A 12,912-nucleotide genomic window follows, 5' to 3' on the forward strand; every position below is an offset into this window, starting at 1 on the left:
GTACTTGTTTCAAGTGTGGTTTTAGGCTAAAAACAATCTATTGAGGCTATGTTTTAGGAAATCAGAATTTTCGGCGGTTTGGGCTTATAAACCCTATCAAAATCCATTTTTACCCGAGGGGAGAAACTGAGATAGTACTGGGTCGAAATTGGCTTTAGAGTGACGAAGCATGTTAGTCGCTTGTACCGTCAAGAGACTCCTCTCTTAATGCTCGTAATAACAGAGAAGTAAAAACAATGTTGAACCGACAATCGCCTTTGTTTGCAAAAACTTCTAGATGGTTTGCTTTTGTTGGTCTCTTTGCTTCGACAGCCGTCATTGCTGATGAGTGGCTACCTGTAAAAAAAGATGAAGCTATTGGACACCACATCGAAGTATGGGAGAAAAAAGACATAAATCAACCGTATCGCTCCTATAAACTAAACACAACCATTGATGCTCCTATAGACCGCCTTGTGCGTATTTTTTTAGATGTAGAGCGATATAATCACTGGTTCTTCCAGATGAAGGAAGCCAAGCTTCTGAAAACCATCTCAGATACTGAATTCTACTCTTATTTAGTTTATCACCAGCATGCTAAGCAAAACGCCCGTGATGTGATTATTCATACAAAAATTGAGCCTATGACCGCGTCAAAACCTTATGTTGTTTTTCGCTTAAAAGCAATATCTGATTATTTGCCCTTAAGGCCCACCGCATATTCGTATGTTGACAGACGATGCAACGATAAAATTAACACCTATAGCAGGTAATCAAACACGTTACGAAATAGAAGGTACTGCCTTTGCTGGCGATATGCCTGTATGGACACTGCCCTACTATACGATACGTGGCTTAGAGCGGCGCGTAAAAGATAGAAGTGTCACTCATGATAAGAGAGCCCACTACCCTTTAAAATAATGACGTATTAATGTGCCTATCTAACCGCTACCTGTATTACCAATATGGACGTTTGTTGGTTTTTTGTTTACACTGAGCTTAATACCCGTGGTTCGACAAGCTCACCACGAGTGGCGAAACTTTTGTTTAGGTTGGCGGCTGTTTCGCATGGGCAGCCAAAGAGGTCAAAAGTCCTGTTAGGCTACACACCATGCCTTAAGATAGCCTTGCTATAAATTATCGCGAATAAACGATAAAATGGTCTCAGCAAATACATCATTACGATCACCTGCAATCATGTGACCTGCGCCAGAAATGTCCACAATTTGTGCATGCGGAATGAGTGCTTTTAGCTCTTGCGCGCCTTCGTGACTGACTACATCACTATTCGCACCTCGCACCAACAAAGTTGGAATCTGGACTTTAGCCGCCGCAGCTAAACGCCGCTCGATAGAAGTTAGGGTTTCACCCTGATTTTTAGTCGGCGCGTAATCCAAAAAGCGCGGATCCCAGTGCCAACGATAACGCCCATCATCACCTAAACGTAGATTCTTTTTCAGCCCAGAAGTGTCTTTGGGGGGTGGGCGATTAGGATTATAGGCGGCAATGGCATCACGTACTTCTTCGAGTGTCGCAAAACCCTGTGGATTGGCACTCATAAAAGTAATAATACGTGCTACACCACTGACCTCTGTGCGTGGCGCAATATCAACGAGCACCAACGCCAACGCCGACGGCGTATGTCCTTCACCGACAGCAACCATCGAGGTTAGTCCGCCCATGGAAGCCCCGACTAAAATAGGGGCGGCATCTAACTGCTCAATGATACAACGCAAATCACCAACCATGGTATCAGCACTGTAATCGCCATCATCTGCCCATGCACTGTCACCATGACCGCGTGCGTCTACGCTAATTACCCGATAGCCTGCTTGGGCTAAACGTTGCGCTGTACCCAGCCATGAATGCCGTGTTTGTCCGCCCCCATGCAATAGCAATACAGGCGTACCTGTTGCTGAACCATAGTGATCTGCCACTAATGAAATACCATTACACCCCGTAAACAATAACGGTATTGGCGATAAATAAACGTCTTTTTTTGGCAATGTAACACTCCTCATTTCGTGTATTTACTTACGCATTGCTAATGACACACAAAAACGATGTGTCTTTAGATGACTTACGATAACCCCATCATTCTAAAACATTTTTCTGCAATAACCATACATGGGGCATTGGTATTTCCTGATACTAAAGTGGGCATAATGGAGGCATCGGCAATGCGTAAACTCGCAATACCGTGTACGCACAATTGGTCGTTGACAACCGCCATGTCATCATGACCCATTTTGCATGTTCCGACGGGATGGTAAATGGTTTCGGCGTTTTCTTTAATAAAAGCAATAATTTGTTCATCGCTACGAACTTGCTCGCCTGGAAACACCTCGCCATCATTGACCTCCGCAAACGACTTCGTTTTAAATATCTGCCTAGCACGTTTAAAACCTTCAACTAACACCGATAAATCGTCAGGATGACTTAAATAATTGGCCAGAATTTGAGGTGCAGCCAAGGGGTCTGTACTGCTTAAACGAATTTCACCCCGACTTTTAGGGCGTAGCTGGCATAAATGAATGGTACAACCGTGACCCATGGTCAGTTTTCGGCCATGATCGCGCAAAAAAGTGGGTAAAAAATGCAGTTGTATATTAGGTCTGCCTTCAGGATCATCCGACATCTGGATAAACCCCCCCGACTCCGCAATATTACTAGTCAATAAACCACGCCGTTGAAAAATAAAACGAAAAACATCCACAAACACGCGTGGCAGCGCAAATAAAGAAATACCCACTGACTGCTTAGATTTATCGCGTATCATAACCGTGATATCTAAGTGATCTTGCAGATTTTTGCCAACACCTGCTAAATCATGTATCACAGGAATACCTAGCTTTTCGAGTTCGGTGCGTGGCCCAATCCCTGACAGCAATAAGAGTTGTGGTGAGTTGACTGCACCACCACATAAAAGCACTTCTGAATGAGCGTGAATTATTCTTGACTGACCTTTTGAGATGACTTCGACACCAACGGCGCGCTTGCTTTCAATCACGATACGTTTGACGTGTGTTTCGGTGAGAATGGTCAAATTGCTTCGCTGTTTAACGGGTGTTAAAAAAGCTTTAGCACTACTAAAGCGCATCCCTTCCTTTTGAGTGACTTGATAATAACCTAGCCCTGTTTGTGTCTCTCCATTAAAGTCGTCATTAATAGGTAGCCCAACTTCGGCAGCGGCATTGACAAAACGGGTCGCTAACGGGTTGATTGAGCGGACATCCGCTACGTTGAGTTCACCGCCTTGACCATGCCACGAATTCGCAGCACGTTCGTTATTTTCTAGTGCTTTGAAAATAGGGAAAAGATCATTCCAACCCCACCCTTTATTGCCTTGGGCTTCCCATTGATTATAGTCGGCTGGCGTACCCCGTATATACACCATGGCATTGATAGAGCTACTACCCCCCAATGTTTTTCCACGAGGCCAATACAAGCGGCGATTATTTAAGTGAGCTTCAGGCTCGGTATTGTAGCCCCAATTATGACAACCCTCACGAATTAAGCCAATAATACCCATAGGAATATGAATTAAGGGGCTTTTATCTTCTGGCCCTGCTTCTAGCACACATACGGTTTTACCCGTGCTACTCAGGCGGTTAGCTAACACGCAACCTGCCGAACCTGCACCTACAATCACGTAATCAAAACTATCCACAAGCATTTACTCTTTTTGGTTGATTTAAAATACCAAAAAATTGGTACGTGTTTTTTCTATAAAACAGCTATCGCCTACAAGCGCACGTCTCTATCGCTAGCGGGTTAAAAAATATTTTTGGCAGCTTAACGTCTTTGGGGGTTGACATTTGGCCTGCTGACCAAGATAGTAATAGCACGATTTGGTCAATTGGCCAATAGTGATGTAGGTAAAACAGTTATAAATGTCGATGTCGATGTTTTAACAGATACCCTTATATGGGACACCACTCAATCACAAACTATGTAGGAGCTAATGTGGCTGTTAGCTTTAAGGTTTGTATTGATAGCATACAGAATGACTGCTCATATGAGACTGGGTTCTATTATAATAAACGCTCAATTTCATAGAAAAGTAGGAACTATTTATGTCAAACCAAGAGATTTCTTTGGTTGATTTTGCCGATCGTGAAAAAGTACTTACCATTTCAGCAGCACTGTTTCGTGAAAAAGGTTTTGAGCGCACCAGCCTGCGCGAAATTTCAAAAGCCTGCGGTATGTTGCCAGGGAGTTTGCACTACCGCTATCGTGCCAAAGATGACATTCTCGTTGACATGATGCGCTTAGCCATTGAGAGAATTACTTCTGGTATCGTGGATGCCACCGTGAGTATAGATGACCCTTTAGAAAAACTGCGTGCAGCAATGCGTGCGCACGTCAATATTTTAATGTCAGGTAACGACATGGTCTATGTGTTGCTGTTTGAATGGCGCTCACTGCACGGCACAGCGCACACTCAAATTGTGGCGGAACGTGATCGCTATGAACGCTGTTGGCAGGCTATTTTAGAGAACCTAAGAGTCAAACAATATATCCGTGAAGGCATTGATATTAATTTAATTCGTCTTATTGGTCTTGGCGCAGTGAATTGGGTTGCTACTTGGTATCAAGCTGAAGGTAAATACAGTTTAGATCAAATAGGCGATGCTATTTGGCAAATGCTCACACGCGGTATCTTGGCCGATGAACATCTTAAGACTGCAAAAAATTATGAATCTATTTTACATCAAGAGCAAATCTCATGAATCAACCTAATGATATTTTTACACCTCCTTCTGTGCCGCATATCGCAGGGCGGCATTGTGGCAGTTCGGCTATTCGTGATCTCATGGATTTTCATGGTATTACCTTATCAGAGGCCATGTGTTTTGGCCTAGGTTCTGGTTTGGGCATCACCTATCTAGAGTTACCTAATACCCAAACACCTTTTATTGTTCATGTCCGCTCTATGGGCTACGAAGCCGAATTTTTTGCACGCATTGGTGTGCCGTTTGCGTGGACGGAGTTTGATACTCCCCAAGCGGCCTCAGCCTCACTTGAACAACATTTGGCCGCGCATCGTCCCGCACTGTTACTGACAGATATTTATTATTTACCTTATTTTGCAAGTAAAACACACTTTCCCGGTCACGCTATTGTCGCATGGCAAATGGCCAGCACGGGCGATATATGGGTCACTGACACCGAACGCCCCACTGCCTTAACCGTTACGGCGCATGCCCTAGAACAAGCACGATTTTCAACATCTCCCCCATTTGTTCATTATGGTAGTCAATTTGCCCCCGCGTCATTACAAACCACCATTACCCCAGAAATGCTCACCGCTGCTATTCACGCCAATGCCTACACATTACAGGATGAGAGCAATCCGTTGAATGGTTTAACAGCACTGGATACGTGGATTAGCGATTTGCCGCGCTGGCAGTCCACAGGCGATTGGCGGTGGACTACACGTTTTGCCTATCAGGTTATTGAAAAGCGTGGTACGGGTGGGGGCGGGTTTCGCACCATGTATGCCGAGTTTTTATCAGAAGCCGCTAGGTATGTGCCACGTATTGAGGATTGTCGTTTACCTATCCTAATGCAAGCCTGTGCGCAGGCATGGTGTGATTTAGCCATGTTGCTTAAAGCGGCTTCTGAAGCGAGTGAATTCCCCATGGATGCGCTTGCTGAATGTATTCGTTCGGTAAAAGCCACTGAACAACAGTATGTTAGCGCGGCACTACGCCTTTAATTCATTTTTGTAGGAATCTAAAATTATGACACTTCCTGTGACCTCCCTCACCGAAAGCGAGATTAATCCCGAATTCATGGTAAAAGCATTTTTTGGCCCGCATCATCCTTTGTTTAGTCTATGTGCTATTCATGTTAAAGATGCCAAAGATGGACATGGCGAAATGAGTATGCCTTTTTTAGACATGCTGGCAGATCATCGGGGTGCATTGCATCGTGGCATGATGGTCACCTTGTTAGATACCTGTTGTGGTTTATCTATTTTTTCCGCTTTAAAATCAATGGAACCCATTGCTACCATTGATTTGCGTGTTGATTTTTTAGCAGAAATTCCGCCTGCAACAGGATTAACAGCCGTTGTTGATTATGTTGGCCGCACGGATACATCGGCATTTATTACAGGTCAAGCTTTTGCTGATGGACACGCAAAGCCCATTGCAACCGTCACGGGTTCATTTGCTATTGGCACCATGGGGCCGTCGTTTGACCAAAACTTATCAGAGCCAAAAGCATGAGTAATCTATCCTCCAATCCTACAGTTCAACACGCATCCTTACTTAATGAGCCATTCCATCGTTTTTTGGGGATTGAAGAGCGCGATATTGCAGGCGAAACACACTATTTTATGTCTTCGCGTACCGAGCACATTGGCAACCCACTCATTGGCACCGTGCATGGCGGTATTTTGGCTAGTTTTGGTGAGCTTGTCGCTGCTGTACATTTGGCCAAGCACTGTCGCTTTACCACATTGCCGATTTGCTCAACCATGACCTTTGACTATATGCGCCCGACTTTTTCGGGGGAGTTACAAGCCATCCCACACATTATACGCGTGGGTCGCCGTATGGCTACGCTATCAGTTGAGATACTCCTAACAGGCAAACAAGTCTGTATTGGACGATTTATTTTTCCCGTCGCTCACTTACCAAACACTAAGGAAGTACAATAATGAATGCCTTGATAAGTTCGCTAATTGATTTTTATCCGAAAGTTCCCTTTCAGCAATTGCTTGGTATTGAGATAGTGACAGTATCGCCAAATAGTGCCGTCGTGCGTTTACCCTTTAAGCCTGAATTAGTGGGTGGAGGCAATGCCTTTCATGGCGGTGCAATCAGTAGTTTGTTAGATTTAACAGGCGCACTGGCAGCTTGGTCAGGGCATGATCCTGAGAAAGGTATGAAAGCGTCCACGGTCACACTGACCACTAATTATGTAGCTGCCGCACAAGGAATAGACATTATTGCTACCGCCACAGTGTCCAAACGTGGTAAAGAATTGATTTTTTGTCATGTCATTATTAGCGAAGAAGCCACGAGCAGAGAAATCGCCAATGGCTCTATGATTTATCGTATTGTGTAACTTTTTGTCTTAGCGAGTGTTGCTTGATGAATAGCAAACGCATGAAGATTCTATTGTATTAGCCTCTAAGTATCTGCGCGAAAATTTGTTTGAATTTCCCGTTCACACTGAGCTTGTCAAAGTGTTCTGTGCCAATGAGAGTGGGTGGTATTATCGGATGCGACTAAAAACTATCCATGTGCGCATAAATTAGCGGAGTTAGGTGCGGAAGCCTACATTGGCCGACGTATAGCTGACGCACACGGTCAGTCGATGGGGCAGATTTTTTTGTTATTTCGTCAGCCTTTGCAGCAGCCAGAGTTTGTTTCTTCAATCTTTAGGGTTTTTACCGCGCGAGTGGCGGCAGAACTCCAGAGACAAGAGCAAAAATAAACGCTGCCCGCGTAAAACTAGCTTCGATGAAGAAACGCTAAATCCACGGATAAGTACCTACACAAAAGTTTCACCGTTCATGGTGAGCCTGTCCCCCAAGGAGATTTCCTACGGGGCTCGAACCATTAGTAGATAACACGTCGACTTCGTTCAGCTATGATTAAATTTATACTTTAGTGCTTATAACGGCATTGTACTTAATAATTTTTTACAACGTTTCAATATGAAACCTTAACTACAGAGAAAAATATGAAAAAAAAAATCTTTTACGCATCAACTGTTTTACAGGTGCCATACCCATGTTTGCTCTTGGAATACTGCTTAATTCAGAGGCTGAAGCAAAACAGACCATGTGTGTATTCGACTTATTGGGTGCAGGCGGCGATGTCTACGCCATGATGAAAGACTACCGCTTAGAGGCCACCAAATGGGGAGCAGACATTGAACTAAAATCTTACACTGATGAGCGTATTGCAGCCGAGGATTTCAAAGCGGGTCAGTGTGACGGCCTTAGCCTAACAGGAATGCGCGGCCGTCAATTTAACGCGTTTACAGGCAGTATCGACTCTATTGGCGCAATTACAACCTATGCTCAGATGCGTGATGTGTTGGGGTTGTTGAGCTCACCTAAAATCAGCAGCAGTATGGTCAACGGACCATATGAGGTTGTTGGGGTAACTCCTTTAGGTGCCGCTTATTTGTTGGTCAATGATCGTTCTATTAATAACTTGCCAAAGATTGCTGGCAAAAAAATCGCTGTATTCGACTATGATAAATCACAAGCTATTATGGTACAAAAAATTGGTGCACAACCTGTCTCTGCTGATATTACTAATTTTGCAGGTAAATTTAATAACGGTCAGGTCGATATTATTGCCGCCCCAGCAATGGCTATTAAGCCTTTAGAACTATACAAAGGCTTAGGTACAAAAGGTGCCATTATCCGTTTTCCTATTATTCAAATTACAGGGAACATCATCATCAACAGAGCTGCATTTCCTACAGGATTTGGTCAAAAAAGTCGTGAGTATATTGCAACACACATTGACAGTGCTCTGAAAAATATTGTGAAAACAGAAAAAGATATTGCTGAAAAGTACTGGGTGGATGTTCTCGAAACAGATAAACCTGGCTATATCAAATTAATGCGCGAATCACGTATTACGTTAATGACAAATGGTATTTACGATAAAAAAATGCTCGGTTTGTTAAAGCGGGTACGCTGCAAACATGAGCCCTCAAGTTTTGAATGTGCATTAAAAGACGAATAGTTTTTTGACCTGAATTAAATAGGACTAGGACTTATGATGGTGCAATAAGTCCTAAATCCATTACCCATTAGACTGTTTTTAAAAAAATCGAAATGAGTTTACGTGTAAATGGCGTGTAAGGAGGGAAAAACATTTTCGCTAACATGATTCGTGTTTTGACAACTGCACGTTCATGTGAAAATGCTTTAAAGCCATAATGGCCGTGTGCACTCCCCATACCTGAATGGTTAACCCCGCCAAATGGCAAGTTTCCATGCAAAAACTGAACGACACAATGATTAATACATGCTCCACCTGAAGAAGTTTGTGTCATGAGCTGATGAATAACAGCAGGCGTTTTGCTCCAAACATATAAAGCCAAAGGTTTGGGCTGAGAATTAATGTGTGTGATTATTTCATCAAGGTCAGTGTACTTGATAATAGGCAAAAGTGGCCCAAAAATCTCTTCTTGCATAATGCGTGAATCAACCGTCACGCCGTCAATGAGTGTAGGGGCAATAAAACAATCCTTCGCATCGACCACGCCTCCTATAATAATATTTGCGCCTTCTTCACGTGCATCGTTTAATAAACCTTCGAGGCGTGCTGTATGACGCTGATTGACAACACGCGCCAAGCACTCGCTTTGTTGTGGCTGCGCGCCATAAACTGCGGTAAGTGTACGCTGACATGCGGCAATAAAGGCTTGTTTGACTTGAGCATGAACATAAATATAATCTGGTGCAATACAGGTTTGGCCATTATTGGTAAATTTTGCCCATAAAATATTTTTTGCCGCCAGTTCAATATCTGCACTGGCATCCACAATCGTCGGTGACTTTCCTCCTAACTCCAAGGTGACACTGGTTAAATTGCGTGCTGCTGCTGCCATAACGACTTTACCAATGGCAGGCGAGCCCGTAAAAAAGATATGGTCAAACGGCAGGGCTAGTAGCGCGGTCGCTATGGATGCATCACCTTCAATCACAGTCACTTCACTGGCGTTAAACACTTCGCGGATAATTTTACTAATGATAGCGGAGGCATGGGGAGTCATTTCAGAGGGTTTAATAATGACCGTATTCCCAGCGGAAATCGCCGAAATCAGTGGTCCAAAACTTAAATTAACAGGATAATTCCACGGCGAAATAATTAGGCAACGGCCTTTCGGTTGATATTGCACATGACTCACTGTGCCTAGCATCATCCGTGAAGGCCATACCTTTACGGGTTTCATCCATGATTTTAGTTTGCGTAGTGCGTCATTAGCCTCAGCAACCACAGGTAAAATTTCGGTAAGCTCAACTTCGGTAGCAGGTTTACGAAAATCATCCCAACCTGCCTGAATAATCTCCGCTTGATGTGCCAGCACTGCATCACGTAGTTGACGAATTTTGCTTTTGCGTTCTGCTAACGTGGATTGTCGCAAACGCAATGCTGTAGGCAATTGCGCGGCAAAGGCCGCTTGGATAGCATCGTTCATACTAGGGTTCACTTAATATACTCATTGAACTTCAAGGTACTGAAAAATAATTTTGTAATATACTGAATTTATTTGATTTTTTAAAATTAAAACCCAGTACTTTCATTTCCGTTGAGTATAGTATATTTATGATAAGTACCCAAACAAAAATTTTACCGTTTATGGTGAGCCTGTCGAACCATTGGTACAGAACACTTCGACAAGCTCAGTGCGAACGGAAATACAAACAAACTTACGTTTATGTACTTAGGACTTACGCATTGTCATTCGACTACACTCTGAACGTGAGTAAGTCTTAGTACTTAAGCTACTGCCATAACGGCCTCATAATTTTTAAATTCGGTGCGTAACTGTCCATTTTCACCAAATAGTTTATCGCGCCACAGTTCTTCTAGCGCCGTAGTGTCATGTTTTTTTGGGTGGAAATTTTTGCGACCAAACAGAGGCATTTGGGGTAAAATACCAGAGACAAACCCTTTTTTGCCAAACAGCATATTTAAGCCCTTTAAATTATCGCCCACATTGCCTAATTTCCCCTCTTTAGCCACCATCCAACCCCAGCTCACGGCCAATACGGGTACTAACACGGCCACAGACAAGCCGCAGACAACTAAGCGTTCGAGATGGCTATTGCCAACCACGTTATAAACATCATACGACACAGATTTGTGCTCTAACTCTTCTAACGCGTGCCACTGCCATATTTTAATCATTTCGGCATCGGCTCGACTGCAAAATTGCTCGTCTGTCAATAAACGTTCGGCCAACGACGCGGTAAAATGCTCCATAAAGGTGGTTGCAGCCAACTGGGTGCTGGCAGGCAACTTTTCAAGAAGGCTTAACCCTATTTTAACCGTGCGCTCAGGAATGGTCATATCAAAGCCGTTCATTGTAAACAGCTCATTGAGACGATCATGCTCACGGCCATGAATGGCTTCTTGCCCCATAAAACCTGATACCTGCGCTTTTAACGTCTCATCGGTAATCAGTTCACGAAAATGACGCACAGACTCCATGAAAAACCGCTCACCTGGTGGAAAAAAACCAGAAAGCATGGCAAAAAACAGTGTGGCGGTGGCATTATCGGCATAAAAATAGCGTGGAGCATCTTTGGGTTGTACAAAACTCATTTGACGAGGTGGGATGCCTACCGTTGCGCCAGATAGTTTTCGTTGTTTCGGGGTAGTCGAGAGTGTATTCATAGGGTAATACTCCTTAAATGATGCTTACTTTTTGCGCCATAGCTATTAATTAAAGGCGCATAGCAGTAGACAAGGATTCACGCCAAAATTGGCAGTCACAATGGTGGTTTCGACCATTGGTAAATGGATTGGTAAATGGCCAAGTCCGTAAAACGTAAACTGCGTTTGTCAAGATGCTGGGTCATTTTACTTCAGCATCACTGTATTTGGTCTGCCGACCAAATACCAGTGTTTTCTAGGCCATTTTTTATCATTTCAGGCCAGACTTGCACGTGTGGCAGATTTCTCATGCTTTTTAACGTGTCAAAAAAGCCGTGCTCATTTTGTAAAAGATTTACACTTGGTCAATTGACCAAATAATGCATTTAAACTACGATTAGAGATAAGCAAGTCGTTATTGTCTAACAATCTATATCTCAATACTGTGATAGGGGGATGCCAATTTGTCATTACTGCGTAAGCTGAGTCTTCTAGTCGTTGACTTACAAAAAATGCTGACTAATAAAATGGGGTCTCCCCAGCAACGTGCTAAAAAAACATTTAGAGCGTATGACATAACACCTGTTGTGGGTTCATCGGCCTCCTCTTCTGAAATGATGCACCCTGACATTATGCAAGTGGTGCGCGTGATACGAGAAACCGCAGATACAGTCAGTTTGGTTATGTCTCGCCAAGATAAACACACCATTCAGTTTGTGCCAGGCATGTTTTATACCGTGATTGCTACCATTGATGGCGTAGAATATCGTCGAGCGTACTCTATTTCGAGTGCTAGTACTGAAGCACACACGGTCACTATTACCATTAAGCGCGTTCAAGACGGCTTAGTGTCTAATTGGATCAACGACCATGTTTTAGAAGGGACGTTATTGCGCGTATTTGGGCCATCGGGTACGTTTGTACTGTTGCCTGACAGCACCCAAAAACGCCATATTTTATTGATTGGTGGTGGCAGTGGAATTACGCCGCTCATGTCTATCTGCAAAAGTGTATTGGCTATTGAGTCCGAAAGCACCATTCACTTGCTATATGGTAATCGTTCAAAAGAAGAGGCCATTTTTTTTGACGAATTTAAACGGCTTCAAAAACAATACAGTGATCGTTTGACAATACGTCATGTACTTGAAACACCTGCTGCGGGCTGGAAAGGCGGCAAAGGACGTTTAGACCGATCCACGTTTGCTCAAGAATTAGACCATTTAGCCACACTTAACATCAACGACAGTGCTGTGTATATGTGTGGACCAGAACCGATGATGGAGGGTGTTCGTGCTGAATTACTCAGTCGCGGTATGCTTGCCAAACACATTCACCAAGAACGCTTTACTCCAGCACCCACACACAAGAATGCACTTTCCTATGCACCACAAGCCTTAATCATTCATGTCAATGGCAAGACATGGAAAGGCCAGTCAAAACCTAGTGAGACTTTATTAGAGTCAGGTCTAGCATGGGGTAGTTACCACGTTCGTGTAAAAAGTGCCATCTGTGCTATCAAATAGGCGAAAATATCACTATCAAAACAACTAATCTAATCATAGGTTTT

13 protein-coding genes are annotated in these 12,912 nt (G+C 43.6%); 9 read left to right on the forward strand and 4 right to left on the reverse strand.

Going from position 1 to position 12,912, the window contains the following annotated elements; genetic code table 11:
* Positions 1 to 236 precede the first annotated feature (236 nt).
* Positions 237 to 752 carry an SRPBCC family protein gene (locus C8N29_RS15675; protein WP_107867013.1) on the forward strand — a complete coding sequence of 172 codons (516 nt, stop codon included), beginning with the start codon at positions 237 to 239 and terminating at the stop codon, positions 750 to 752.
* 357 nt (positions 753 to 1,109) lie between these two features.
* On the opposite strand, the gene C8N29_RS15680 is transcribed toward C8N29_RS15675, so the two are convergent.
* Together C8N29_RS15680 and C8N29_RS15685 are read right to left on the reverse strand one after the other, a co-directional pair.
* On the reverse strand, positions 1,110 to 1,985 hold the full coding sequence (locus C8N29_RS15680) for an alpha/beta fold hydrolase (protein WP_239987195.1): 876 nt from the start codon (positions 1,983 to 1,985) through the stop codon (positions 1,110 to 1,112).
* Positions 1,986 to 2,059: 74 nt separating this feature from the next.
* Entirely contained in the window at positions 2,060 to 3,649 is a 1,590-nt protein-coding gene (locus C8N29_RS15685) for a GMC family oxidoreductase (RefSeq protein WP_204509377.1), read from the reverse strand.
* Between the two features lie 406 nt (positions 3,650 to 4,055).
* On the opposite strand from C8N29_RS15685, the gene C8N29_RS15690 reads away from it, so the two are divergent.
* The 7 genes from C8N29_RS15690 (at position 4,056) to C8N29_RS15720 (ending at position 8,702) form a co-directional block, all read left to right on the forward strand.
* On the forward strand, positions 4,056 to 4,712 hold the full coding sequence (locus tag C8N29_RS15690) for a TetR/AcrR family transcriptional regulator (RefSeq protein ID WP_107867016.1): 657 nt from the start codon (positions 4,056 to 4,058) through the stop codon (positions 4,710 to 4,712).
* Positions 4,709 to 5,701, forward strand: coding sequence for a BtrH N-terminal domain-containing protein (locus tag C8N29_RS15695; protein WP_107867017.1), 993 nt, complete (start codon positions 4,709 to 4,711; stop codon positions 5,699 to 5,701). The genes C8N29_RS15690 and C8N29_RS15695 overlap by 4 nt, the downstream gene beginning before the upstream one ends.
* Before the next feature lie 25 nt (positions 5,702 to 5,726).
* Positions 5,727 to 6,215, forward strand: coding sequence for a PaaI family thioesterase (locus C8N29_RS15700; protein ID WP_239987196.1), 489 nt, complete (start codon positions 5,727 to 5,729; stop codon positions 6,213 to 6,215).
* On the forward strand, positions 6,212 to 6,649 hold the full coding sequence (locus tag C8N29_RS15705; RefSeq protein ID WP_107867018.1) for a PaaI family thioesterase: 438 nt from the start codon (positions 6,212 to 6,214) through the stop codon (positions 6,647 to 6,649). The genes C8N29_RS15700 and C8N29_RS15705 overlap by 4 nt, the downstream gene beginning before the upstream one ends.
* Positions 6,649 to 7,059 carry a PaaI family thioesterase gene (locus tag C8N29_RS15710; protein ID WP_107867019.1) on the forward strand — a complete coding sequence of 137 codons (411 nt, stop codon included), beginning with the start codon at positions 6,649 to 6,651 and terminating at the stop codon, positions 7,057 to 7,059. The genes C8N29_RS15705 and C8N29_RS15710 overlap by 1 nt, the downstream gene beginning before the upstream one ends.
* Before the next feature lie 144 nt (positions 7,060 to 7,203).
* Positions 7,204 to 7,431, forward strand: a complete 228-nt coding sequence (locus C8N29_RS15715) for a hypothetical protein (protein WP_107867020.1) — start codon at positions 7,204 to 7,206, stop codon at positions 7,429 to 7,431.
* A gap of 299 nt (positions 7,432 to 7,730) precedes the next feature.
* A complete protein-coding gene (locus tag C8N29_RS15720; protein WP_107867021.1) occupies positions 7,731 to 8,702 on the forward strand; it encodes a putative solute-binding protein in 972 nt (323 codons plus the stop codon).
* A 67-nt stretch (positions 8,703 to 8,769) separates the two neighbouring features.
* Here C8N29_RS15720 and C8N29_RS15725 read toward each other — a convergent pair whose 3' ends face one another.
* Together C8N29_RS15725 and C8N29_RS15730 are read right to left on the reverse strand one after the other, a co-directional pair.
* On the reverse strand, positions 8,770 to 10,164 hold the full coding sequence (locus tag C8N29_RS15725; RefSeq protein WP_107867022.1) for an aldehyde dehydrogenase family protein: 1,395 nt from the start codon (positions 10,162 to 10,164) through the stop codon (positions 8,770 to 8,772).
* 302 nt (positions 10,165 to 10,466) lie between these two features.
* Positions 10,467 to 11,366, reverse strand: a complete 900-nt coding sequence (locus tag C8N29_RS15730; protein WP_107867023.1) for a metal-dependent hydrolase — start codon at positions 11,364 to 11,366, stop codon at positions 10,467 to 10,469.
* A 443-nt stretch (positions 11,367 to 11,809) separates the two neighbouring features.
* Here C8N29_RS15730 and C8N29_RS15735 point away from each other — a divergent pair, with 443 nt between their 5' ends.
* Complete coding sequence (locus C8N29_RS15735) at positions 11,810 to 12,868, forward strand: FAD-binding oxidoreductase (RefSeq protein ID WP_146164488.1); 1,059 nt, start codon at positions 11,810 to 11,812, stop codon at positions 12,866 to 12,868.
* Positions 12,869 to 12,912: the final 44 nt, after the last annotated feature.

Origin of the sequence: Agitococcus lubricus (assembly GCF_003051055.1) — a bacterium.
Taxonomy (GTDB): Bacteria; Pseudomonadota; Gammaproteobacteria; order Pseudomonadales; family Moraxellaceae; genus Agitococcus; species Agitococcus lubricus.